The organism is Methylobacterium sp. Leaf123 (assembly GCF_001423405.1).
Classification (GTDB): domain Bacteria; phylum Pseudomonadota; class Alphaproteobacteria; order Rhizobiales; family Beijerinckiaceae; genus Methylobacterium.
The window spans coordinates 19,022-43,318 of sequence record NZ_LMNS01000038.1 but is presented as its reverse complement, the minus strand read 5'-3'; the positions used below and the strand labels follow the sequence as shown (position 1 = coordinate 43,318).

Sequence of the window (24,297 nt, the reverse complement as noted above, 5' to 3'; positions counted from 1 at the left end):
GAAACCGCCCTCCCCGTCAGCGCATCCGCGGCCCGACTCCCCAAGGAAGCGGTGCGGTGTTGCGCCGATGTCAGGGGAAAACCGGGCGGCGGGGCCGCCGATCAGATCGCCTGCACTTCCCGCACGGAGGGAAGGAAATGGCGAAACAGGTTCTGCACACCCTGGCGCAGGGTCGCGGTGGAGGACGGACAACCCGAGCAGGCGCCCTTCATCTCGAGGTAGACGATGCCGTCGCGGTAGCCGCGGAAGGTGATGTCGCCGCCGTCACCGGCCACCGCCGGACGCACGCGGGTTTCCAGCAGGTCCTTGATGGTGGCCACGGTGTCGTGGTCGGCCTCGTCGTAGAACTCGTCCGTCTCTTCTTCCGCGAGCGCCGTGCCCTCGGCCAGGACCGGGCGGCCGGATTGGAAGTGGTCCATGATCGCGCCGAGCACGGCGGGCTTCACCTGCGGCCACTCGTTCACGCCGTCGGCCTTGGTGACGGAGATGAAGTCGTGCCCGAAATAGACGCCCGAGACGCCGGGCACCGCGAACAGGGCGGTGGCCAGCGGCGAGCGCTCGGCGCTGGCGGTGTCGCGGGCCTCGAAGGTCCCGTCGGTGAGCACGACGCGGCCGGGCAGGAACTTGAGCGTGGCGGGGTTCGGCGTGGCTTCGGTCTGAATGAACATGTGGAGAATCCTCGGGTCCGCTGGCGCCGGTTCAAGGCCGGCCGGGATCGGTGCCGGGTTGGACCAACACCGCTTTCCATGTGGACCGACAGGGACGGATTCTCAACCGCTCCCGCGACTTGTTGGACGGCGATAACCGGTGTAGGAAGCCCGTTCATCACGCATATCGTTCGTATCCGCGCCTGAGGAAGGAGCCGCCTCGCATGGCTCGCGTCACCGTCGAAGACTGCATCGAGAAGGTCGAGAACCGCTTCGAGCTGGTCCTGCTCGCCAGCCACCGGGCTCGCCTGCTCGCCGCCGGCGCCCCGCTGACCGTGGAGCGCGACCGCGACAAGAATCCCGTCGTGGCCCTTCGCGAGATCGGCGACGAGACCATCACGGCGGAGGATCTGAAAGAGCAGCTCATCCACTCGATGCAGAAATACGTTGAGGTGGACGAGCCCGAGGCCGAGACCGTGCCGCTCCTGTCGAGCTCGCCCGCCGCCGCGGCGGTCGCGCCCCAGTCCTCCTCGGACGACAAGAACGTGCAGTTCGATTTCATGAGCGAGGAGGATCTCCTCCGCGGTCTCGAGAATCTCGCACCGCCGACCGAGACCGACGACGAGGGTGAGTAAGCTCTTTTCGCGCTCGGCCTGACGTTTCACGCCCGCCCTCGGTCCCCGAGCGGCGGGCGTTCTCGTGTGTCGCTCCCTCCCCCACGTATGATCCCGGAAGCCGGTCGCCGGCGTTCGGGATGCGCTCATCTTGGCGTCCATGCGGGGGAGGCGGAGCCGTCGCGCTTTGTCCGCGACGCCATGGGTCTGGGCAAATGCACGCCGATGCGGGAAGGTGTCGGACGAGCGACCGCGTCCGTCCGGGCCGGGCCCCCCTTTGAGAGTGCCTCACGAACCGCCCGATCGCCGATCGTCTCCCCTTGGAGTACGGCGGCGCAGCGGGCGTCTTGTGAGAGACGCTGAGCAGATTTGAGAGCAGGATCCTTCGGCGGATGATGCGCCAGTACGAACTCGTCGAGCGGGTCAAGCGCTACAATCCCGCCGCGAACGAGGCGCTTCTCAACCGCGCCTACGTCTACGCCATGCGGGCGCATGGCACGCAGAAGCGCGCCTCCGGCGACCCATTCTTCGCCCATCCCCTCGAAGTCGCCGCGATCCTCACCGACCTGCGCCTCGACGACGCGACCATCGTCGCGGCGGTGCTGCACGACACCGTCGAGGACACTGCCGCGACCCTCGACGAGATCCGCGAGATCTTCGGCCCCGAGATCGGCGCGCTGGTCGACGGGCTGACCAAGCTCAAGCGCCTCGACCTCGTCTCGAAGCGGGCGGTGCAGGGCGAGAACTTCCGCAAGCTGCTCCTGGCCGTGGCCGAGGACGTGCGGGTGCTTCTAGTGAAGCTCGCTGATCGCCTGCACAACATGCGCACGCTGCATTTCATGCGCGACGACAAGCGCGCGCGGATCGCCGAGGAGACCCTCGACATCTACGCGCCGCTCGCCGGCCGCATGGGCATGCAGGAGCTGCGCGACGAGTTGGAAGACCTCTCCTTCCGCACGCTGAAGCCCGAGGTCTACGCGACGATCACCAAGCGGCTCGAAGACCTCTCGGCGAAATCCGGCAGTGTCATCGAGAGCATCGAATACGACCTCACCGCCCGGCTGGCGGCGCGCGGCATCGCCGCTCAGGTGAAAGGGCGGCTGAAGAAGCCGTTCTCGATCTGGTCGAAGATGGAGCGCAAGTCGGTCGCCTTCGAGCAGCTCTCCGACATCGTCGGCTTTCGCGTGATCGTCGGCACCCTGGCCGAGTGCTACGCGGCGCTCGGCGTCGTCCACACGAGCTGGCCGATGGTCCCCGGCCGTTACAAGGACTACGTCTCGACGCCCAAGCAGAACGATTACCGCTCGATCCACACCACGGTGATCGGGCCGAAGCGCCAACGCGTCGAGCTGCAGATCCGCACCGCCGAGATGGACGAGATCGCCGAATACGGCATCGCCGCCCACGCCCATTACAAAGAGGCCTCCGCCGAGGGCGGCGAGGCCGAGATCCATCCGCGGCTCGCCACCGAGAGCGGCGCCTACCAATGGCTGCGCCGGACGATCGAGCTGCTGGCCGAGGGCGATTCGCCGGAAGAGTTTCTGGAGCACACCAAGCTGGAGCTGTTCCAGGATCAGGTGTTCTGCTTCACGCCCAAGGGCCGCCTGATCGCCCTGCCGCGGGGCGCCACGCCGATCGACTTCGCCTACGCGGTGCATACCGATGTCGGCAACACGGCGGTGGGCGCCAAGATCAACGGACGGCTTGCGCCCTTGCTCCACGAACTCGCCAACGGCGATGAGGTCGAGATCGCCCGCTCTGACGGCGCCTCGCCGCCGGCGGCGTGGGAATCGCTCGTCGTCACCGGCAAGGCGCGCTCGGCGATCCGGCGGGCGACCCGCACCGCCGTGCGGCGCCAATATGCCGGGCTCGGACGCCAGATCCTGGATCGCGCCTTCGAGCGGGCCGGCAAGAGCTTTTCCGAGGAGAAGCTGCGCGGCTCCCTGCCCCGGCTCGCCCGCGCAACCACCGAGGACGTGTTCGCCGCCGTCGGGCGCGGCGAGATGTTCTCCGGCGACGTGGTGAAGGCCGTCTATCCCGATTTCAAGGAGGAGCGGCGCGCGGGGGCGAGCGGCGGCCCAGCCGCCAACGGCGCGGCGGGGCGCCTCACCCGGTCCAAGGATCAGACCATGCGGCTGACCTTCTCCGGCGATGCCGAGGGGGCTTCGGCCTTGGCCAGCATTCCGATTCGCGGGCTCGCCGGCGACCTGCCGGTGAGCTTTGCCCCGAATGGTGGCGCCCTGCCGGGGGATCGCATCGTCGGCATTCTGACCCCCGGCGTCGGCGTGACGATCTATCCGATCCAGTCCGCCGCGCTTGCCGCCTTCGACAACGAGCCCGAGCGCTGGCTCGATGTGCGCTGGGACGTGGAGGGCTCGCAGGAGCGCTTCCCCGCCAAGCTCGCGCTCGAATCGATCAACGAACCCGGCACGCTGGCGCAAATCGCCCAGGTGATCGCCGAGCATGACGGCAATATCGACAACGTTTCGATGAAGCGCCGCACGCAGGACTTCACCGACATCTCCATCGACCTCTCCGTGCCGGACCTGAAGCACCTCACCGCCATCGTCGCGGACCTGCGCGGCAAACGCTCTGTGAGCCGCGTCGAGCGGGTGAACGGCTGACGGTCGGTCCTGCAGGCGCCGCTGCTGGAACCGATGGCGGAACCCGTCATTCCGTCATCGAGCCGCTCTATGGACGGCGGAGCCTGCGACGCGCTTTTCCGGAGCGACCATCATGAAGCTTTCCCTGGTCACCGCCGTCATCCTCGCGCTCGGCATCCCGCTCGCCGGGGGGGCGCAGGCGCTTCAGCCCGGCATGCGGACGATGCTCCAACGGGGCGGCCCCGAGGGTTTGCCGCTCATCCCCGCCCATCCCGACGATCTGGACGACAGCAAGCTGCAGCCGGGCATGCGCACGATGATCCAGCGCGGCGGAAGCGAGGGCGTGCAGCTCGGCGCGCTCCTGCCCCGGGCTTACGATCCGTATGACGGGACGGTCTACGACCCGTCCTATCCCCCGCCCGCCTACGAGGCCCGTCCTGATCGCCGCCGGCAGCCGCTTCGCGTCCGGAACTAGATTTATCGAGGTAAACAAGCCGGCCCCCATCACCGAGGGGAATGGTGATTCGGCCGCGCAAGGCGCGTTCCGACGAGGCCGGATCCTACCCGTCGGATCGTCATCGCCCGAAGACCGGCCACCGTCGTCGGTTGATGCCCTTGGCCTTCGGCTTGCGCCCCGCTTGCGCCGCTGCAAGAAGTAGCGGAACGCGGTTTGGCGAGCAGGTGATCATGACGCCGGAAGAAGTTCTCGAAGAATTCCGCTCCGCAGGGGCCCTGCTGCAGGGACACTTCATTCTCAGCTCCGGCCTGCGCTCGCCGACCTTCCTGCAGAAGATGACGATCTTCTCTGATCCCGCGCGCACCGAGCGGCTGTGCCGGGCACTGGCCGAAGTCATCACGGCCCGCTTCGGCCGGATCGACATCGTGGTCTCGCCGGCCATCGGGGGCATCATCCCCGGCTACGAGACCGCCCGCCATCTCGGCGCCAAGGCGATCTTCGTGGAGCGCGACCCCGGCGGTCCCTTCACCCTGCGCCGCGGCTTCTCGATTCCCGCCGGCACCCGCGCCGTCATCGTCGAGGACATCGTGACGACGGGTCTCTCCGCCCGGGAATGCCTCGCCTCGCTGAAAGACGAGGGGGGCGAGGTGGTCGGCGCGGCCTGCCTGATCGACCGTTCGGGCGGGCGCGGCGAGATCGGGTTGCCGCTCCTGTCCCTGGTCACACTCGACATCCCGGCTTATGCGCCCGACGCCCTGCCCCCCGAGCTTGCCGCCATCCCCCCGGTCAAGCCGGGCAGCCGGGCCCTGCCAAAGCCCTGACCCGCGACGTGACAGCCGCCGGTTCGGCGGCTGCAAAGGTTCCGCGTGGGCAACCCACGTCAATTCGCTCGTTGCGGCAACTTCAGGTGTGTAAATACCGCAGCGGATCGATGTGGGCGCTGTGTCGCAACCGCTAGTACGAAAATGATTGCGAAGATTACGCTCTGGGTTGCGTCACATCATCTTCGTTTGGATTTGGCGCGGGCGGCGTTAACACTTTCTGGCGCTTGACAGGGATTGCCGGCTCGGCCACCACAAAGGGGATTCGGGCCGGACTCTGCTACGCTGTTCCGAGTCCTGCCCCTTTCAGACACCGCGATCCCGTTGGCCGGATCACGCTCTTCCGAACGGAGAGCGTGCTTCGGAACACAAAGACTGCTACCCGTCGAGAGTGCCGGGATGCCGGGCTTCGGCAGCGCATTGAATCTGCGGTTTCATGTACTGCATTCATGTCTGAATTTCTAGAAACAATCTCTTTCATCTCAAGAACACGGACCAATCGATGAGTGATAAACAACGGACCGCAGTTTTCATCGACGGCGCGAATTTGTATGCGACCACGAAGGCGCTCGGTTTCGATATCGATTACAAGCGGCTGCTCAAGGATTTTCAGAGCCGCGACAATCTAATTCGGGCTTTCTATTACACGGCGATGATCGAAGATCAGGAATATTCCTCGATCCGCCCGCTGATCGATTGGCTCGACTATAACGGCTACCGGGTTGTCACCAAGCCGGTGAAGGAATTCACCGACTCCGCCGGGCGCCGCAAGATCAAGGGCAACATGGATATCGAGCTCGCCATCGACGCGCTCGAACTGGCCCCGCATATCGACCACATGGTGCTGTTCTCCGGCGACGGCGATTTCCGCTCGCTCGTGGAAGCGATCCAGCGCCGCGGCGTTCGCGTCTCCGTCGTCTCGACGATCCAGACCCAGCCGGCGATGATCGCCGACGACCTGCGGCGTCAGGCGGACGAGTTCATCGATCTCGCCCATCTTGCGAGCCGGATCGGTCGTGACCCGAGCGAGCGCACCACCCGCGCGCCCGCTGACGGCCCCCGCCGCGACTTCGCCGAGCGCGCGCCCCGCCCCAATCCCGGTCTCGAGAGCCGCTACGGCATCCGCCCCGGCGCGTCCGACGAGGGAGCCGAGGGCTGAGCGACGCTTTGATGCTCACATCGCGGTGACGGGCGAAGGCCCGTCGTCGTCGATGGCGAGGTTACGCCGAAATCATCCGGCGCCCTGCCCTATCCGGAGAAGACGCACTTCGTCGTGCGGTGATGGCGGCGTGCGTTGCCGACCGAACGGCGCCGGCAGTCCCGGCGCCGAAAACGTCGAGGGCTGAACTCAGCCCTTGTCGCGCATCAGGCGGGCCTTGTCGCGATCCCAGTCGCGCTGCTTGACGCTCTCGCGCTTGTCGTGGAGCTGCTTGCCCTTGCCGAGGCCCAGCTCGACCTTCGCCCGGCCCTTGTCGTTGAAGTAGATCTTCAGCGGAATCACCGTGTAGCCCTGGCGCTGGGTCGCGCCGATCAGCTTGTTGATCTGGCGGCGGTGCAGCAGAAGGCGGCGGGGCCGCTTGGTGTCGTGGTTGAAGCGGTTCGCCTCCAGATATTCCGGGATATAGGCGTTGAACAGCATCAGGTCGTTGCCGGACGGCCCGGCATAGGACTCCCCGATCGTCGCCTTGCCGCCACGCAGCGATTTCACCTCGGTGCCGGTCAGCGCGATGCCGGCCTCGAACGTGTCCTCGATCGCGTAGTGGAAGCGTGCGGAGCGGTTGTCGGCGACGACGCGCCGGCCGGGATCGGGTTTGGGTGCCATTCGTCTTCAAGTTCGTGAGCGGGCGGCGATCCACCGATATGGGGACCGCCGCGTTCTCCGGCGAGGCTTCCCGCCGGATCTTCTCGGATCAATCCGACGGCGTCAGATCAGGCCGGCATGGGCGAGCGCGGCATCGACCGCCCGGCGGCAGCCCTCGGTCGCCGGCACCAGCGGCAGGCGCACCTCCTCCGACATCAGCCCGAGGCGCGACAGAGCGTATTTCGCCGGCACCGGATTCGATTCGTAGAACATCTGCACATGCAGCGGCATCAGCCGGTCTTGGATCTTCAGGGCCTTGGCGTAGTCGCCCGCCAGTGTCGCTTCCTGCAAATCGGCACAGAGCCGGGGTGCGACATTCGAGACCACGGAGATGCAGCCGACCCCGCCATGGGCATTGAAGCCGAGGGCCGTCGCATCTTCGCCAGAAAGCTGGATGAAGTCTTCTCCCAAAGCCTGTCGCTGAAGGCTGACACGGTCAATCTTGGCCGTGGCGTCCTTCACGCCGGCAATGTTCTTCAGTTCGAACAGCCGCTTCATGGTGTCGACGCTCATGTCGACCACGGACCGGCCGGGGATATTGTAGATGATGATCGGGATGCCGACGGCGTCGTTCACCGCCTTGAAGTGGGCGTACATCCCCTCCTGCGTCGGCTTGTTGTAGTAGGGCGTGACGGTGAGCACCGCATCCGCGCCGACGCTTTCGGCATGACGCGCCCGCGCGACGGCCTCCCGCGTCGAGTTCGAGCCGGCGCCCGCGATCACCGGCACCCGGCCGGCCGCTTCGGCGACGCACACCTCGACCACGCGGTCGTGTTCGGTGTGGCTCAGCGTCGGACTCTCGCCGGTGGTGCCGGTCGGCACCAGGGCGTGGGTGCCCTGATCGATCTGCCAGTTCACGAATTTCCGGAAGGCCGATTCGTCGAACTCGCCGTCGCGGAACGGGGTCGCGAGCGCGGTCATCGAGCCGCGAAGGCGGGCGTGGGTATCGGTCATCCTGGCGTTCCCGGCCGTTCTTCTTGCCTGTCTTCTGGCGTGCCCCGGCGGCGGCTGCCGCGTGCGGGCCGCGCCTGGGACGGGCGAGACATAGGCCGTCCCCCGTCCGTGCGCAAACGCTTCGCTTGCGCAGTTAATGCCATCTTAACGGACCGGGGCCCAGCTTAAGGCTTGGCCTCTGGTCGGGGTGTCTCAGATCATGGCGTTGCCCACACGCTCCCTGCCCCTGCTCCTCGGCTTGCTGCTGTCCGGCACGGCCGTGCTGCCACAGCGCGGCGGGGCCATCGAACTCCGAAACCCGCAGCCGGCCTCCGCCCCCACCGCCCCCGCGAGCGACGCCACCGCGCCCGCCGGGCAGCCGAGCGACGGCCAGGGCCCCGCCTCCGATCCCGTCGCGGCGGATGCGCTGCGCCTCGATCCGAGTTCGGGTGAAGCCGCCTCCGACAAGCCGCTGCCCGCCGCGGCCTCCTCCTACGCCTCCACCGAAGCGGACGGCCCGATCGCCTTCCCGCTGCCCGATGCGGCCGTGTCTCCGGCCGCCCCTTCCCCCGAAGTGCCGGACCCGGCCCGCCCGGTCGCATTCGGCGAGACCGATCTCGGCCAACTCCGCGAGACGATCGACCTCTACCGCAAGGGCAAGGTCTCGGACGGTGACCGGCTCGCCGCGGGCTTCTCCGATCCGGCGGCGCGGGCGCTGCTCGAATGGGTCGCGATCCGCGCCGGCGCCGGCGTCAGCTTCGAGCGGGTGGTCGCCTTCTCGCGCGCCAATCCCGATTGGCCGGCGGGCCCGCTGCTGCGCCGCCGCGCCGAGGAGCGGCTGCTCACCGAGAAGAAGAGCCCGGCCGTGGTGCGCGCCTATTTCGCGAGCGCCAAGCCGTCGAGCGCGCCGGGCAAGTTCGCCCTGGCGCTGGCCCTGCGCGCCGACGGGCTCGATGCGGATGCGGCTGAACTCGTGCACGACCTGTGGCGCGAGGAAACGTTCGGGCGCAGCCTCGAGGCCAAGGTCACGGACGCTTTCCCCGGCGTGCTCACGGTGATCGACCACCGCTACCGGATGGAGCGCGCCCTCCTGAAGGAGGATTGGGTCACCGCCGCGCGGGCCGCCGACTATGCCGGCGGCTCCTATGCCAGCCTCGTGCGCGCCCGCCGGGCGGTGCAGGGCAAGGCCGGGGCGGCGGCCGCGCTCGCGGCGGTGCCGCCGTCTTTGCGCAACGATTCGTCCTACCTGCTCTCGCGCGCCCAATATTTCCGCCGCGCCGACAAGGCGCCGGAGGCGGCCAAGGTGCTGCTCGCCGCGCCGACCAACCCGGAGGTGCTCGCCGACGGTGACACGTGGTGGGTCGAGCGCCGCATCGTCGCCCGCAAGCTGATGGATGCGGGCGAGTCCAAGACCGCCTACGCCGTGGCCGCCGCGCATTCCGCCCGCACCTCCGAGAAGCGGATCGAGGCCGAATTCCATGCCGGCTGGATCGCGCTGCGCTTCATGGCCGATCCGGCCGCGGCCGAGCGGCACTTCGCCCTGGCCGCGAGCGTGGCCGAAACGCCGATCTCCCTGGCGCGGGCCGCCTATTGGCAGGGTCGCGCGGCGGAGGCTGCGGGCAAGACCGTCGAATCGAAGGGCTTCTACGAGCGCGCCGCGCTCCAGCCGATCGCCTATTACGGGCAGCTCGCCCGTGCCCGGCTCGGCCAGCACAGCCTGCCCCTGCGCCGCGCCGCCGAGCTGAGCCCGACGGCCCGCGCCGCCTTCGACGACCGCCTCTTCATGCGCGGCCTGAAGCTGCTCGCCGCCGCCCAGATGAAGGAGCTGGCGCTGCCGCTCTACATCGACGCCGCCCGCTCGCTGACCGAGGAGGCGCAGGTCAACGCGCTCGGCGAGACCGCGGTGGCGATGCGCGATGCGCGGGCGCTGGTCTCCATCGGCAAGCTCGCCACGCAGCGCGGGCTGGCGCTGGATACCCACGCCTACCCGACCATCGGCATCCCCGATTACGAGACCTTCACCGCCGTGCCGCAGGTCGAGCGGGCCATGGTCTTCGCCATCGCCCGGCAGGAGAGCCAGTTCGATCCCCGCGCCCAGTCCGGCGTCGGCGCGCGCGGCCTGATGCAGATGATGCCGGCCACCGCCCAGCGCACGGCCAAGCGCGTCTCGACGTCGTATGAAACGGACCGGCTCACCAGCGATCCCGCCTACAACGCGCGGCTGGGCCAAGCCCATCTCGGCGAGCTGATGGAGGACTGGAAGGGCTCCTACATCCTCGCGTTTGCCTCCTACAACGCGGGCGGCGGCAACGTGAAGAAATGGGTCGATGCCTACGGCGACCCGCGCCGGCCCGATGTCGATCCGATCGACTGGGTCGAGCGCATCCCCTTCACCGAGACGCGCAACTACGTGCAGCGGGTGATGGAGAACCTGCAGGTCTACCGGAACCGCCTCGACGGCAAGAGCGCGCTCCTGATCGAGCGCGATCTTGCCCGCGGCGCCCGCACCGCCGTCAGCGCCGAGGCGCAGCCGGTCACGCCGTAGCGGCGTGACCCTGGTAGTGGCGGCGGATCATCGTCTCCACGAAGGGCCAGAGACCGGGGATGCCGCCCTCGATCACCGGCCGGTAGCGCGCCATCACCTGTGTCTCGGTCAGGCCGTTCTCGGCCCAGGTCCCGCCCTCGGTCAGCGTGTTGAGCAGCAGCGGCTGAAGCCGGTCGAGCGCCTTGGCGAAACGCGCCTCCGCCGTCTCGGCCGCCTCGAATTCCCGCCATAGCGCGAGGAGGCGGTCCTGCTGCGGCTCGGGCAGAAGCCCGAAGATCCGTGCCGCCGCGGCCTCCTCGACCAGCGCCAGAGCCGCGGCGTCGTAGGCGCCGTGGATCGGCACGTCGCCGGCATCGACCTCGACGATGTCGTGCACCAGCAGCATCGCGACGACGCGGTTCAGGTCGAGGCCGGGCGCGCGATCGCCGAGCACGAGGGCGAACATCGCCAGATGCCACGAATGTTCGGCCGAGTTCTCACGCCGCCGCTCGCCGATGGTCCGGTTCTGGCGCAACACGGCCTTGAGCCCATCGATCTCGGCAAGGAATGCGAATCGGCTCGCGATGTTGGCAGCGTCGTCCATGTCGTTGTCCCCGTCTGGCGGCACGGTTGAAGGGTTCGGAGCGTCCGGGCAAGGCGGCTATACGGCCGATTTCCCACAGGCATCGCCCACTTGATGCTTTTGGATCGGTGCGCGGGCGCCGATAGAGTTGGTCCGCCATGGCCATCACGGACCCGATCTCAGTCTCTACTCTTCGCAGCATCGAAGCCCGCCTGATCACGCGCGCGGCCGAATCGGACGACGCCGATGCCATGATTGCGGAGTTCTGCGAGGCGCTGGTTGCGGCCGGTCTCCCGCTCTGGCGCCTGAGCCTCGCGGTGCCGGTGATCGATCCTCTGTTCCGCGGGGTAAGCCTCGCCTGGCGGCGGGGGCAGGGTATGGGGTTCTTCCCGACCGTGCACGGGCCGGAGGGCGAGGACACCTTCTTCCGCAGCCCCATGGGCTGGCTGCGGGCGAACGACCTCGTCTTCGTGCGCTGGCGGCTCGACGGATCGAACGCGTATCCCGATCTCCCGCTTCTCGACGAGTTGAGGCGGGCAAGCGCCACTGACTACCTGATCCACGCCGCCGCCTTCGCGCCCGGCAGCGCCATGGAGGGCGTCGGCATCTCGTTTGCGACCGATCAGGCCGGCGGCTTCTCGCAAGCGGAGCTGGCTTTGGTCGCCGGGCTCGTGCCGGTGATCGCCCTGGTCACGGCCAAGCTCAGCCTGTCGCACGCGATGCGCGAGATGCTCGGCACCTATCTCGGCCCGGCGACGGGGGCGCGGGTGCTCGCGGGCGAGATGCGGCGCGGGCAGAGCACGGTGGTCCACGCCGCGATCCTGCTCGCGGATCTGCGCGGCTTCACGGCGGTGGTCGATCGCGAGGACCCGCTGAAGGTGGTGGGCTGGCTCGACGAACATTTCGATGCGCTCGGCGAGCCGGTGCAGCGCCATGGCGGCGAGATCTCGAAATTCCTCGGCGACGGCTTTCTCGCTGTCTTCCCCGTGGCCGAGCCGGACGCCCTCGCCTGCCCGGCCTGTTCGGGTGCGCTCGAGGCGGCGCGCGAGGCGCTGGCGCGCAACGCCCGGCTGAACGCCGCCCGCCGCCGGGATGGGCTGCCGCCCCTGGAGGCGGACATCGTGCTGCATTACGGGCGCGTCGTCTCCGGCAATGTCGGCACCGACCGGCGCCTCGACTTCACGGTGATCGGCCGGGCGGTCAACGAGGCGAGCCGGATCGAGCGGCTCTGCGACAGCTTGGAGCGCCCGCTTCTCCTCTCCGATGCCTTTGCCCGGCGTTGCGGAGCTTCGCTCGTCCCCGTCGGCGAGTTCGCCCTGCGCGGTGTCGGGCGCAAGCAGCGGATCTGGGGGCTGGCCGCGGAGTCGGACGGCACGTCGGAGGGGATGGCCGAAGGCGGCGCGCCCGAGCCCGCCCGAAGCGAGGCGACCCGCCCAGTTACGAACGCAGGCTGAGGCCGATTCCCTGACGGTCGGAGAGCGGTGCGACGCCCGTCGGCGCGGCGGCGCGTTCCAGCGGCACGCCGGCCTTCTGGAGGTAATCCACCACGGCGAGCGCCCGTGCCCGTGCGAGATCGGCGGCGGCATCCGCCCGCTCGGCCTCGGTCTTCTCGGGTTTCGGTTCGGGCTTCGGTTCGGGTTTGGCCGCCTCCTGCTTCGTCTCGGTTTTGCCCTTGCTGCCCTTGTTGGCCTTCGCGTCTTTCTTCGTCTCCGCCTTGGCGGGCTTGGGTGCGGTCTCCTTAACGGCCTCCTCGGCGACCGGGTCGGCCTGATTCTCGGGCTTCACGCCCGCCGGATCGAGATGGCCCACGACCTCGATTCGCTCGGTCGGACAGGCGCGGGCCAGCGCCGCCACCGCGTCGAGCACCGGATAGAACTCGGGCGCGAGCGCCGTGCTGCCCGGAGCGAAGCGCAGGGGATGCCCGGCGGTGCGTTCGGCGAGGCGCTGTCCGCACGTGCCCATCTCGGCCGTCGCCGCGGGGGGCGCGTCCGAGGTGACGGCGACCGTGGCGGTCCAGCCCGCCGGCATCGCCTTCGGCAGGGATTGCGCAAGGCGGGCGGCGCTCTCGGGATAAAGGCTGGTGCCGGTCAGGCGCAGGCTGGTGCCGGTGATCGTCAGTTCCCCGCTCGCCAGCGTTGAGAACGGATCGACCGCCGCCGCCAGTGCGGCGCTGAGATCGGCCGGCGCACCGTCGGCCAGCCGCGTGCGATCGTGGATCGATTCGCGGAAGAAGCGCGGATTGAGCCGGGCCAGCAGCGCCTCACGCGCCGCCTGATCCGGCAGATGGCCGCTCATCGTGACGCTGTCGCTGCCGCGGCGGATGCGCAGAACGTAAGGCACGATGGGACGGGCGGAGAGCGCCACCCGGCCCGCGGCGATTCCGGGGGGGCGAGCGTCGCGCATCAGCGTCTGCGCCTCGGCGACCGCGCCGGCATCCAGCGCATTGCCCTCGATCGAGACCGCCGCGCCCTCGAAGGTGACGCGCCCTTCGTGCAGCAGGCCCGCGAGCTGGAACACGAAGCGGGCCAGGGCCGTGCCATCGATGCCCTGCGGCAGGCCGCGGGCGTCGCGCAGGCGATCGTCGATCGCCGCCCCCTCCGCGGCCTCCGCGGCGGCGGCCCGGATCTCTTCGCGGGCGCTTTCCGAGGCGACGTGGCCGTTCAGTTCGAGGCTGCCATCCGGCCGGCGGGAGACGCCGAACCGGAAATCGCCGACGACCGGCGGCGTGATCTCGATCGTGCCGAGGGTGTAACCCTGCGGCGGGCTCGCCAGCGCCGTGCGCAGGGCGTCGTAGGCCGCCAGACTCGCCGCCTCGCCGCGAATCGAGAGGACTGTGTCGTTGAGCGTAGCGACGGCGCCGGTGGTAAGATCCTGAAGCCGCTCCACGGCGAAGGCCGCGGCATCGGGGAAATCGCGCGGGGCGCCCCGCGCGGCGCGGGCCTTGTCGCTCAAGGTGGCGTCACGCGGCAGGGCCGGCTTCAGGCGTTGGGCCAGCTCGAAGGCGCCGACCTCGGCCGGGCGACTGCCGGTGGCCTCGATGCGGCCGGCGGCGGGGCGCTCCACCGACCAGACGAAGGGGGAGACTTCCTCGATCACGCCGGTCCGGTCGGTGAGGCGGCGAATGCCGTCGATGGCGGCCAGGCGACCGACGACCGCCTCACGCTGGGAGGCCTCCGGAGCCTCACCCGTGGCGGTCAGGTCACGGCCCTTCACCGAGACCCGCAGCCAGGGCTCGGGCTGCCCCTCGCCGGTCGCCGCGGCGATCGCCGTCGCTTCCCGCTCCAGACGCGCCGAGACGCGCAGCATGCCGAAATAGGCCGCTGCGGCGAGCAGGGCGAGGAGCGGAAGGCCGGCGATCCAGGCGACCCGGATCAGGCGAGACCGGGGCGTGCGGCCCTGCGGCGGTACTTGCGATGGTGGTACTTGCGAAGACATGGGCTCGACCTCCTCGGCGGCCGGCGATGAGGGCCAGAAGACAGGCCCATCGGGGCGCTTTGAAGGCTGTACCGATCCCGTGCGCCGACGGACGGCGATTTGTGCCGGCCCGCTTTGGGATCTGGCGGCGGCCAATAAAAAACCCCGGCCGCGGGGCCGGGGTCTGGAAAGTGGTCGTCGTATCCGGCCCCCGCACGGGCGGGGGTCGGTGATTTGGTCTGGCTTAGAAGTCGCGCTGCACGCGGAAGCGAGCCTGGAACACGTCCTCGCTGCTGACGGTGCGGGTCGGGATGTTGCTCACGAAGGCGCCCTTGTCGCTGTCGGAGACGCGACCGTTCTTGACGCCGGTTTTGATGTACTGGCCCTCGACGCCGATATCGAGATCCTTGACCGGCGACCAGATCAGGCTCGCGCCGGTGACGACCTGATAGGTGTCACGCAGAGCGGGGCTGAGGTTATAGCCGACGGCGTTGGTGAGGTAGGACGGGGGCGCCACGGTCGAGGCCGCGCCGACGGCCGCGTTCGCCTGGCTGACCGCCTGGCGGGCACCCTGCGAGAACCAGATCTCACCGTAGCTGGCGTAGAAGGCCGAGCGCCATTCCGGCGACCAGTAGTGGAGGTAGGACGCCACCGCCGTGAAGCTGTTGGACAGCTCGATGCGGCCGGTCAGCGGGTTGACGATCGCGTCGGAGAGGTACTGGTTGAACGGGTTGCCCGCGTAGACCGAGGCGTTGCTCAGGTAGCCGGCGGTGAAGCGGTTGATGCCGGTGTAGAACGAGGCACCCTCGCCGTAGGCACCCTGGAGGTAGAGGCCGTCGCCGGGGGCGATGAAGGGCAGGTTGAACTTCATGCCGCCCTGGACCGCCCAGCCGTACTCGGTCTGCGCGCCGGCATTGATGCCGCGTGCCGCCAGAGCCGTCGCCGTGTTGCCGGCCAGCGCCGCGCCGGTGCCGGGAACGCCGATCGAGGAGCCCGCGATGAAGCCGCCGGTGTTGATGTCCTTGACGGCGGCCGAGAACTGGGCGGAGCCCCAGGCAGCGTCGTAGCGCAGCGAGCCGACGAAGTCGGGCAGGCGCGAGCGCTGCACGGCATCGACGAAGGCCACGGCCGTGGCGTTGCCGACGCCGTTGGTGCCGAGGATGATCGGGGTCGGCGCCGTGGTGAACACGTTGTTCAGACCCGCCTGGCCGGGGACGAGACCCGTGCTGCCGGCGGCGTCGGAGTAGATCGGGTTCTTGCGGTAGTTCGGGTCTTCCATCGACAGCGTCACGGACCAGCCCTCACCGAACTTCTTGGTGTAGGCGAGCAGGTTGGTGGACGGCAGATCGGAACCCAGCGACGAGCCGATGATCTCGAAGTCGTGGGCGTAGAAGTCGAAGAACGAGGAGGCGCGACCGGCGGTCAGGCCGGCGAACTGCACGAACGCCTTGTCGACGTTGATGAAGTTCTGGATGCGGCCGAGCTGGTCCTGGCCGGTGCCGGAGAAGGCGTAGGCGCCGCGCAGGTTCGTGCCGGAGGAGTACTTCGTGTTGCCGGTGCGGCTGGCGGCGTCGAGGCGCAGGAAGGCGCGCAGGGTGCCGTAGCCGGTCTGGGTGCGGGCATCGAAGTTGAAGCGGGCAAGGCCCGTGAAGCCCGAGAGATCGCCGCCGCCGGGGATGTCGCGGTTGTCGCTGCCGATATAGCCGTACTCGGCGCGGGCGCGGCCGGAGACACGCAGGCAGGTATCGGTGCCGGGAATATAGAAGAAGCCGGCGCCGTAAGCGGTGCAGACGCGGACGTACTCGATCGGAACGGCCTTCTTCACCGGCAGGTCGGCGGCCTGAGCCCCACCCACGACGGCCAGTCCTGCTGCCGATCCAAGGAGAAGGCTCTTCACGAGCTTCATGGTATACCCTCCAGAAGTTTCGAGACCCACGGGATCGGACTTCTGTTTTGGCCGGGCGCCCACCATTCCGTGGTCGTTCCGGCTCGTCCTTTTTCCCTTGGAGCTTGGCCCTTCCCATCCGGGTGATCGGCCAAGCCGCAGCGGGGTTATCCCGTCCGCAGCGGCACCATGAGCGAGCGTGGCCGTACGGGCAACAGAGATGACTGTCTTGGAGCTGACACAAAGCTGCTTCGCTGCACTCTGTTGCAGGCTCGCAACTTAATCCCCGGCCGCCCGCAAAAGTTTTCCCCGGATCGAGGCGTCGTGCAGGGGCAGTTCCGGGGCGGTCAGCCGCCCTGCGCCTCGCGCTGCATCTCCAGGGTCAGCCAGCGCTCCTCGGCGGCGGCCAGTTCGGCTTCCGCCGCGCCGAGCATGGCGGTCGCCTTCTGAAAGCGGCCGGGATCGCGGCTGTACAAGCCGGAATCGGACAGAACCTCACGCAGTTTGGCGATGCCCGTTTCCAACTCGGCCATGCGGACGGGCAAGGTTTTCAGCTCGTGCTGCTCCTTGAATCCGAGCTTGTTCCGCGCCGGGGCGGCCTCTGCCCGCGTCGCCTTCTCCCGCAGCTCGGCCCGCTCGCGGGCGGGCTTCTCCCGACCGTCGCTGCGCGCCTCCACCCCGCGCCCGCGCTGAGTCAGCATGTCGGAATAGCCGCCGGCATACTCGACCCAGCGCCCCTCCCCCTCGCTGACGAGCACGGTGCCGGCCACCCGATCGAGGAAGTCGCGGTCGTGGCTCACGAGAATTAAAGTACCGGCATAGTCGCCGAGCATCTCCTGGAGCAGGTCGAGGGTTTCGAGGTCGAGGTCGTTGGTGGGCTCGTCGAGCACGAGGAGATTGGAGGGCTGGGCGAGCGCGCGGGCGATCAAGAGCCGGTTGCGCTCGCCACCCGAGAGCACGCTCACGGGCGTGCGCGCCTGTTCGGGCGCGAACAGGAAGTCCTTGAGGTAGCCGATGACGTGGCGGCTGCGCCCGCCCACCGTGACGCTGTCGCCGCTTCCGCCGGTCAGCACCTCCGTGACGGTCGCGCTCCCCTCCAGCACGGCCCGGGCCTGATCGAGATGGACCATGTTGAGGCTGGTGCCGAGGCGCATCTGCCCCGAATCGGGCGTGAGCGCGCCGGTCAGCAGGTTGATCAGCGTGGTCTTGCCCGCCCCGTTCGGGCCGACGATGCCGAGCCGGTCGCCGCGCAGCACGCGCAGGGACAGGTCGTGGACGATCCGGCGCTCGCCGTAGGATTTCGAGACATGCTTGGCTTCCGCGATCAGCGTGCCGGACGCCTCGCCCTCACTCGCCGTCAGCACCGCCTGCCCCACCGGGCGGCGGTGGTCGCGGCTCTGCTTGCGCAGGGTCTGCAGGTCGGAGAGGCGCCGCACGTTGCGCTTGCGCCGGGCGGTCACGCCGTAGCGCAGCCAGTGTTCTTCGTCGGCGATCTTGCGGTCGAGCTTGTGCTTGTCGCGCTCCTCTTCCTCGAAGAAGGCGTCGCGCCACGCTTCGAAGCTCGAGAATCCCTGCTCGATCCGGCGGGTCACGCCGCGGTCGAGCCAGATGGTGGATCGCGACAGGGCCGAGAGAAAGCGCCGGTCGTGGCTGATGATGATGAGGGCCGAGCGCGTGCGCTTCAGCTCGGATTCCAGCCACTCGATGGCGGGGAGATCGAGATGGTTGGTGGGCTCATCGAGCAGCAGGATGTCGGGCTCGGGCGCGAGCGCCTGGGCGAGCGCGGTCCGGCGCGCCTCGCCGCCCGACAGGCGCTGGGGGTTCTCCGTCCCGTCGAGACCCAGGCTCTCCAAGAGATAGCGGGCGCGGTGCGCGTCGTCGCCGGGCGCGAGGCCGGATTCCGCGAAGGCCAGCGTCGTCTCGAAGCCGGAAAAGTCCGGCTCCTGCGCGAGGTAGCGGATGGTGGTGCCGGGCTGCACGAAGCGCACGGCCCGATCCGGCTCCACCAGACCTGCGGCGATGCGCATGAGGGTGGATTTGCCCGAGCCGTTGCGGCCGACGAGGCAGGCGCGCTCGCCGGGCGCGATCGTCAGCTCGGCGCGCTCGATCAGCGGGGTTCCGCCGAAAGTGAGCGCGACGTCTTGGAGGGTGAGAAGCGGGGGAGCGGCCATGCCGGGCTTATGGCAGCAGCCGCAGCCCGGAACAACGCAAGGGGACGACGTCGTCAGGGCGATCGCCGGAAAGCGACGGCCCTGATTTTTTGCTGGTCTCGTTTGTCGGCGCCCGCCTCCGCGGATTCAAGCTTTCGCGTCCCACGGAGCCGGCGACGCGGTCAGGCGGTCGGGTTGGCCGGGCCGGTCGGCGTCGAATCTGGCAGGCCGGGGCTCTCGACGGGAATCTCGGTCGGGGTGGTGCTCGGCGCCTCGGCGGGCGTTCCGCCGGGGATTTCAGGGCCGGGACCGGGCTCGGGGATCTGGGGGGAGTCGGGCGTCTCCGGTCCAGGCGTCTCGGGGCCGGGCACGGGGGTCTCCGGGATCGATCCGGGATTGGCCATAGGGGTCGAAGCCTCGCTGGCGGCGGCCACCATGCCGCCGTGTCACGCCAACGAGGCGTCGCCGAGCCGGTTCCCGTCGCCCGGACCTCGCAATGGCCCAGCTCCGGCTACTTCTTGGTCAGGAGGAGCTTGTTGCCCTCCTTGCCGACGATCTTCTGGATCTTCTGAGCGAACATCGAGAGCAGCAGCGGCATGCGCACCTCGACGCGCACCACGTCCTGGCCGACATCGATCTGGCCGTCGACGGTCTGGGTCATGGCCGTGACCGAGTAGTCGAGCCGGTCGCCGGTCCAGGTCAGGGTGTTGATGGCGATGCCGCTCTTGCCGAGCGCCTCGCGCACGCGCACGGTGCCCTCGTCGATGCGTCGCCGGGCCTCGTCGCGGCCGAGTTCATGCGGAATCTCGACCACCATCGGCTTCGCCATCTCGGCTCCTCATCCCTTTGCGGCCCGGATCGAAAAGCGTTCCGGGCTTGCGCGTCCTCGGTTGAGACGAAGATGGGACGGGAGCGGTTCCCCGGCAACGCCGGATGGAACGGAGGCGGTGCCCGCCTCAGCGCACCACGTTGAGCGAGACGTAGCTGACGCCCGACATGCCGATGGCGCGGGCCGAGCCGCGGGCCAGATCGATCACCCGGCCGCCGACGAACGGGCCACGATCGTTGATGCGCACCACGACCGAGCGGCCGTTGGACCGGTTCGTCACGCGAACGCGGGTCCCGAACGGCAGGCTACGGTGGGCGGCGGTGTATCCGTTGGGGTTGAAACGCTCGCCATTGGCCGTCTTCTTGCCGCTTCCGTACCACGAGGCCCGGCCGCCCTGGGCCTGGGCGGGCAGCGCCGAGAGGGCACCGATGACGGTGGCGAGGCAGACGGCAGCGGTCCGGTTGGAAACCTTCATCGAGGATCGCATTCCCTTGTTTTTGCGACGTGTTGTGAGCGCCGCGGAAAATGAGCCCGATCCCGGCTAAAATAAGACGGGGATTTTGCGCTGCGGTATGAGCCCTGGATCAGACTATCGATCGCGGTTTCGGGGTTTCCTGTCGCGATAAGAATTGATTACTTGGCGCGACGCCGGCGCTCGGCGTCTCGATATCCACAAAACTTGTCGCGAAAGAATTCAGCGCGGCTTCGCGCCCGGCCGGGAAAGCCTTGACAAAGCTTCGCACGCGCTTGCCCGAGCGGCAGCGCAGCATTGCATTTGGCGCATGGAGGAACCCGGCAAAAACTGCCGCCCCATATCGAGACGCAACCATACGGCGACGGCAAACGCGCCCTTTACCGTGATCGGGGCATGGTCCGGTTGTCAGTCGCGTAACCGGTGTTTGCCATGGCTTCCCCGCGTACCGCGGTCGTCGGCGCCACCGCCCGGAATCAAGTCTCGCGTACCGGGCGGATCGCGTCGGCGCCGCGGATGGGTCTTGCACCCTCCGTTCAGCGTCTTCCCAGCACCTTACCCCTCGACGAAATCCTGATCGGCGACTGTATCGCCGCGATGGATCGTCTGCCGGCGGAAAGCGTCGACTGTGTCTTCGCCGACCCGCCCTACAACCTTCAACTCGGCGAGGCGGGACTGACCCGTCCGGACCAGAGCGTGGTCGATGCCGTCGACGACGACTGGGACAAGTTCTCCAGCTTTTCCGCCTATGACGACTTCACCCGCGCTTGGCTGAAGGCCGCGCGCCGCGTGATGAAGCCGAACGCCACGCTGTGGGTGATCGGTTCGTACCACAACATCTTCCGGGTCGGCAGCGCGTTGCAGGATCTCGGTTACTGGATCCTGAACGACATCGTGTGGCGCAAGGCCAACCCGATGCCGAATTTCCGCGGCAAGCGCTTCACCAACGCCCACGAGACGCTGATCTGGGCCTCGCGCTCGCCGCAGGCGAAGTACACGTTCCACTACGATGCCCTGAAGGCTGGCAACGAAGACCTTCAGATGCGGTCGGACTGGTTCATCCCGCTCTGCACGGGCGAGGAAAGGCTGAAGGACGAGGCGGGCCGCAAGGTCCACCCGACCCAGAAGCCGGAAGCGCTCCTGGCCCGGACGCTGATGGCGGCGACCAATCCCGGCGACGTGGTGCTCGACCCGTTCTTCGGCACCGGCACGACCGGCGCGGTGGCCAAGCGCCTCGGCCGCCACTTCATCGGCTGCGAGCGCGACCCGACCTACGCCGCCGCGGCGCGGGCCCGGATCGACGGCATTGAGACGCTGTCGGCTGCCTCGCTGGCGCTCGCCACCCCGAAGCGGGCCGAGCCGCGTATCCCGTTCCTGAGCGTGGTCGAGGCGGGCCATGTCCGCCCCGGCGAGACGCTGACCGACGAGCGCCGCCGCTTCCGGGCGACGGTGCGGCCGGACGGCCAGCTCAGCGTCGGGCCGGCGATGGGCTCGATCCACAAGGTCGGCGCCCTGGTGCAGGGCCTGCCTGCCTGCAACGGCTGGACCTTCTGGCACGCGGAGCGCGGCGGCAAACTCGTCTGCATCGACGCGTATCGCAGCGAGATGCGGGGCCGGATCGGCGCATAACGCCGGTCGGGGTTTCGAAAGGACAAGTCCTTTCGCGGATGCAGGGCAGAGCCCTGCATCTATTTCTACCGCGTTCGAACCGGCTTCGGCGCCTTCTTGACGATCCGCGCGAGATCCGAGGGCCGCGACGAGGCGGGCTTCGGGATCGGCCCGCGCCGCGGCGGCGGCTCGGGGTCGGGAATCGTTGCCAGATCGGGCTCGCGGACCGGGGCCGGCTTCGGCGCGGCCACGGGCACCGGGCCGGTGAGCGCGTGGGCCAGCACCTTCTTCATCGCGCCGGGCAGCGGCTCGGTGTCGAGCGCGTCGCGGGGGGTGAAGCGCATGCCCTCCGGCGGCTTCGTATCCGCCGCGACGCGGGCGAGAAACACCGTCAGTTCGAGCGGAAAATGGGTGAAGCCGTGCTTCACCACGCCGGGCATGCGCTTCCAGCGGGCATCGAGCGGCGCGTCGAGCAGGCCCTTGGCCGGATCGTAATCGGGCAGCCATTCGCTCGTCGGCGGTTCGGCCATGGCGCCGAGCAGGCCCTCCGGCGGCCGTGTGCGCAGCAGGATCGCCTCATCGCCGGCCCGCAGCGCGACGAAGGCCGCGCCCTTTCGCAAGGTCCCCTTCTCCTTCTTCACTTTACGGGGAAACGTCTCCTGCAAACCCTCGGCGCGGGCGCGGCAGGGCAGCATCCAGGGGCACAGGGCGCAGGCCGGCCGCTTCGGGGTGCAGAGCGTCGCGCCGAGATCCATCAGCGCCTGGGCGAAATCGCCCGGCCGCCGGTCCGGCACCAGGGCCTGGGTGAACAGGCGGATCTGGGCGCGGGCGGCGGGGAGCGGCGTCTCGATGGCGTGGAGGCGGCTCATCACCCGCTCGACATTGCCGTCGACCGCCGCCGCCGGCCGGTCGAAGGCGATCGCGGCGATGGCGCCGGCCGTGTAGGCGCCGATGCCGGGCAGCTTGCGCAGGCCCTCCTCGGTATCGGGGAAGCCGCCCGCAGCGGCGACCGCCTTGGCGCAGGCATGCAGGTTGCGGGCGCGGGAATAGTAGCCGAGCCCGGCCCAGGCCGACATCACCGCCTCCTCCGGCGCGGCCGCGAGCGCCGCGACGCTGGGAAACAGCGTCAGGAATTTCGTGAAGTAGGGTTTGACCGCCGTGACGGTGGTCTGCTGCAGCATCACTTCCGAGAGCCAGATCCGGTAAGGGTCGGGCGTCTCACCCGGCAGCGCCCGCCAAGGCAGGGCCCGGCGGTGGCGGTCATACCAAGTGAGGAGGTCGGCGGCCGAGGCGGCGGGCATGGCCCGTCCATAGCGGGAGCGCGGCCGCGAAAACAGCGCCTTGCCGAAATGTGACGCGGTGACGTCCTCGCTCCCTCATCCGCCGCTCCCGACTCCCGTGCGGACCGCAATTCGGGTAGGTTGGGAATGGGGCGCGTCCGTTGTGCCGCCCTTGTGTTCCGGAGTGCCGATGGCGCGCGTCAAACCGCTGAGCGAACTGATCGAGGGCTGCATCGGCCCGGCCTTCGCCGCGCAGGGCTTCGCCTCCTCCGACATCCTCGCCGCGTGGCCGGATATCGTCGGCGCGCGGCTCTCCGAGGCTTGCCAGCCGGTCAAGCTCGAATGGCCGCGCCGCGCCCGCCGCGATGCGGAAGGCCGGCCGGAGCCCGGCACGCTGGTGGTGCGGGTGGAGGGCGCCTTCGCCCTCGAACTCCAGCATCTCGCACCGATCGTGATCCAGCGCGTCAACGCGCATTACGGCTGGGCCTGCATCGGAAAGATCGTCATGCGCCAGGATCGCGTGCATCGGGCGACGCGCCGCGTCCCGCAAAAGGCCCTCGACCCGGCCCGGCGCGGCGAGGTGGCCTTGGCGGTGGCGCGCATCGAGGAAGAGTGCCTGCGCGACGCCCTCGACCGACTCGGCATCGCCGTGGTGGCGCGGCGATAGCGCCGCAGGCCTGGCATCCGATAAACCGAAGAGCGTGCGGGCGGCGGCGCGGCGTGATAAGCGGCTCGCGAAAGGCCGTGCGGCGACGCGTCCCCCGGCCGGACGGAGCCGTTCCGTCCTATCCTGCGCGGTATCGGGCCGAATGCGGCCTGCGAACGGAGCCCGCCCTGCCATGATCACCCGGCGCGATGCCCTGAAACTGACCGGCCTTGCCCTCGGCACCGCCGCCCTGCTTCCCCGCCTGACCCTCGAGGCGCTGGCGCAATCGGCCGACACCGCCGCCCTGATGCAGCCCGGCCCCCTCGGCGATGTCTGGCTCGGGCCGGCGGACGCCAAGGTGACGATCATCGAATACGCTTCGATGACCTGCTCGCACTGCGCCCATTTCCACGCGACGACGTGGCCGGTGCTCAAGGAGCGCTACATCGACACCGGCAAGGTGCGCTTCACCCTGCGCGAGTTCCCGCTCGATCCGCTGGCCACCGCCGCCTTCATGCTGGCCCGCTGCGACGGCGAGGCGAAGTACTACCCGATCACCGATCTGCTGTTCGACCAGCAGCAGAACTGGGCCTTCGTGCGCAAGCCGCAATCGCCGGTCGATGCCCTGGAGCAACTCCTGCGTCAGGCTGGTTTCTCGAAGGAGAAGTTCGAGGCCTGCCTGAAGGACCAGAAGACCTACGCCGCCATCAATGCGGTCAAGACCCGCGGCCTCGACACCCTCAAGGTTGAATCGACGCCGACCTTCTTCATCAACGGCGAGAAGCGCGCCGGTGCCCTCTCGATCGAGGAATTGGAGAAGATCATCAAGCCGATCCTGGGGGCCTGATCCGGCTTCCGAAAGCCGTGGAAAAATGAAGAATTATGTTGTTTAATCAACAGCTTAATGGGCAATTCGGCTGCCTTGACACTCAAGGTTGGCGAAACTATGGTGCGCCGCGCCGAGGGGGTG

The 24,297-nt window shown here is 68.8% G+C and carries 21 protein-coding genes; 10 read left to right on the top strand and 11 right to left on the bottom strand.

Going from position 1 to position 24,297, the window contains the following annotated elements; translation table 11 throughout:
- Nucleotides 1-101: 101 nt before the first annotated feature.
- Nucleotides 102-668, bottom strand: a complete 567-nt coding sequence (locus ASF53_RS19855) for a NifU family protein (protein WP_056202686.1) — start codon at nt 666-668, stop codon at nt 102-104.
- A 203-nt stretch (nt 669-871) separates the two neighbouring features.
- Here ASF53_RS19855 and rpoZ point away from each other — a divergent pair, with 203 nt between their 5' ends.
- The 5 genes from rpoZ (at nt 872) to ASF53_RS19830 (ending at nt 6,301) form a co-directional block, all read left to right on the top strand.
- Nucleotides 872-1,282, top strand: a complete 411-nt coding sequence (gene rpoZ / locus ASF53_RS19850; RefSeq protein WP_003602879.1) for a DNA-directed RNA polymerase subunit omega — start codon at nt 872-874, stop codon at nt 1,280-1,282.
- 371 nt (nt 1,283-1,653) lie between these two features.
- Complete coding sequence (locus ASF53_RS19845) at nt 1,654-3,885, top strand: RelA/SpoT family protein (RefSeq protein WP_056202683.1); 2,232 nt, start codon at nt 1,654-1,656, stop codon at nt 3,883-3,885.
- A gap of 112 nt (nt 3,886-3,997) precedes the next feature.
- On the top strand, nt 3,998-4,339 hold the full coding sequence (locus tag ASF53_RS19840) for a hypothetical protein (RefSeq protein WP_056202680.1): 342 nt from the start codon (nt 3,998-4,000) through the stop codon (nt 4,337-4,339).
- Between the two features lie 212 nt (nt 4,340-4,551).
- Entirely contained in the window at nt 4,552-5,142 is a 591-nt protein-coding gene (gene pyrE, locus ASF53_RS19835) for an orotate phosphoribosyltransferase (protein WP_056202678.1), read from the top strand.
- A gap of 502 nt (nt 5,143-5,644) precedes the next feature.
- Complete coding sequence (locus ASF53_RS19830; protein ID WP_056202677.1) at nt 5,645-6,301, top strand: LabA-like NYN domain-containing protein; 657 nt, start codon at nt 5,645-5,647, stop codon at nt 6,299-6,301.
- A 189-nt stretch (nt 6,302-6,490) separates the two neighbouring features.
- On the opposite strand, the gene smpB is transcribed toward ASF53_RS19830, so the two are convergent.
- Together smpB and dapA are read right to left on the bottom strand one after the other, a co-directional pair.
- Nucleotides 6,491-6,964: an SsrA-binding protein SmpB gene (smpB, locus tag ASF53_RS19825; RefSeq protein WP_056202676.1), complete on the bottom strand. Its 474-nt coding sequence runs from the start codon at nt 6,962-6,964 to the stop codon at nt 6,491-6,493.
- Nucleotides 6,965-7,066: 102 nt separating this feature from the next.
- Nucleotides 7,067-7,957, bottom strand: coding sequence for a 4-hydroxy-tetrahydrodipicolinate synthase (gene dapA / locus ASF53_RS19820; RefSeq protein WP_056202675.1), 891 nt, complete (start codon nt 7,955-7,957; stop codon nt 7,067-7,069).
- 199 nt (nt 7,958-8,156) lie between these two features.
- Here dapA and ASF53_RS19815 point away from each other — a divergent pair, with 199 nt between their 5' ends.
- The gene (locus tag ASF53_RS19815; RefSeq protein ID WP_056202671.1) at nt 8,157-10,481 is read left to right on the top strand and encodes a lytic transglycosylase domain-containing protein; all 2,325 of its coding nucleotides are present in this window, start codon (nt 8,157-8,159) and stop codon (nt 10,479-10,481) included.
- Here the strand turns inward: ASF53_RS19815 and ASF53_RS19810 are convergent.
- On the bottom strand, nt 10,471-11,064 hold the full coding sequence (locus ASF53_RS19810; protein ID WP_056202668.1) for an HD domain-containing protein: 594 nt from the start codon (nt 11,062-11,064) through the stop codon (nt 10,471-10,473). The genes ASF53_RS19815 and ASF53_RS19810 overlap by 11 nt on opposite strands.
- Nucleotides 11,065-11,201: 137 nt before the next feature.
- Between ASF53_RS19810 and ASF53_RS19805 the strand changes: the two genes are divergently transcribed.
- Nucleotides 11,202-12,497, top strand: coding sequence for an adenylate/guanylate cyclase domain-containing protein (locus ASF53_RS19805; protein ID WP_056202665.1), 1,296 nt, complete (start codon nt 11,202-11,204; stop codon nt 12,495-12,497).
- On the opposite strand, the gene ASF53_RS19800 is transcribed toward ASF53_RS19805, so the two are convergent.
- From ASF53_RS19800 to ASF53_RS19775, 6 genes are all read right to left on the bottom strand, one after another.
- The gene (locus ASF53_RS19800; protein WP_056202660.1) at nt 12,481-14,478 is read right to left on the bottom strand and encodes an OmpA family protein; all 1,998 of its coding nucleotides are present in this window, start codon (nt 14,476-14,478) and stop codon (nt 12,481-12,483) included. The genes ASF53_RS19805 and ASF53_RS19800 overlap by 17 nt on opposite strands.
- A 223-nt stretch (nt 14,479-14,701) precedes the next feature.
- Nucleotides 14,702-16,363: a porin gene (locus ASF53_RS19795; RefSeq protein ID WP_056202658.1), complete on the bottom strand. Its 1,662-nt coding sequence runs from the start codon at nt 16,361-16,363 to the stop codon at nt 14,702-14,704.
- Between the two features lie 326 nt (nt 16,364-16,689).
- On the bottom strand, nt 16,690-18,513 hold the full coding sequence (locus ASF53_RS19790; protein WP_056202652.1) for an ABC-F family ATP-binding cassette domain-containing protein: 1,824 nt from the start codon (nt 18,511-18,513) through the stop codon (nt 16,690-16,692).
- 161 nt (nt 18,514-18,674) lie between these two features.
- Complete coding sequence (locus ASF53_RS19785; protein WP_056202649.1) at nt 18,675-18,896, bottom strand: hypothetical protein; 222 nt, start codon at nt 18,894-18,896, stop codon at nt 18,675-18,677.
- A 107-nt stretch (nt 18,897-19,003) separates the two neighbouring features.
- On the bottom strand, nt 19,004-19,321 hold the full coding sequence (locus tag ASF53_RS19780; protein ID WP_056202646.1) for a polyhydroxyalkanoic acid system family protein: 318 nt from the start codon (nt 19,319-19,321) through the stop codon (nt 19,004-19,006).
- Between the two features lie 127 nt (nt 19,322-19,448).
- A complete protein-coding gene (locus ASF53_RS19775) occupies nt 19,449-19,796 on the bottom strand; it encodes a septal ring lytic transglycosylase RlpA family protein (RefSeq protein ID WP_056203827.1) in 348 nt (115 codons plus the stop codon).
- Between the two features lie 429 nt (nt 19,797-20,225).
- Here ASF53_RS19775 and ASF53_RS19770 point away from each other — a divergent pair, with 429 nt between their 5' ends.
- Nucleotides 20,226-21,422, top strand: coding sequence for a site-specific DNA-methyltransferase (locus ASF53_RS19770; RefSeq protein WP_082482924.1), 1,197 nt, complete (start codon nt 20,226-20,228; stop codon nt 21,420-21,422).
- Nucleotides 21,423-21,487: 65 nt separating this feature from the next.
- Here ASF53_RS19770 and mutY read toward each other — a convergent pair whose 3' ends face one another.
- Nucleotides 21,488-22,702 (bottom strand): A/G-specific adenine glycosylase, encoded by a 1,215-nt coding sequence (gene mutY / locus ASF53_RS19765; RefSeq protein WP_056202641.1) that lies wholly within the window; start codon nt 22,700-22,702, stop codon nt 21,488-21,490.
- Nucleotides 22,703-22,871: 169 nt separating this feature from the next.
- Between mutY and ASF53_RS19760 the strand changes: the two genes are divergently transcribed.
- Both ASF53_RS19760 and ASF53_RS19755 read left to right on the top strand, forming a co-directional pair.
- Nucleotides 22,872-23,348, top strand: a complete 477-nt coding sequence (locus ASF53_RS19760) for a DUF721 domain-containing protein (RefSeq protein WP_056202638.1) — start codon at nt 22,872-22,874, stop codon at nt 23,346-23,348.
- Nucleotides 23,349-23,520: 172 nt separating this feature from the next.
- On the top strand, nt 23,521-24,174 hold the full coding sequence (locus ASF53_RS19755) for a DsbA family protein (RefSeq protein WP_056202636.1): 654 nt from the start codon (nt 23,521-23,523) through the stop codon (nt 24,172-24,174).
- The last annotated feature ends 123 nt before the right edge of the window (nt 24,175-24,297 follow it).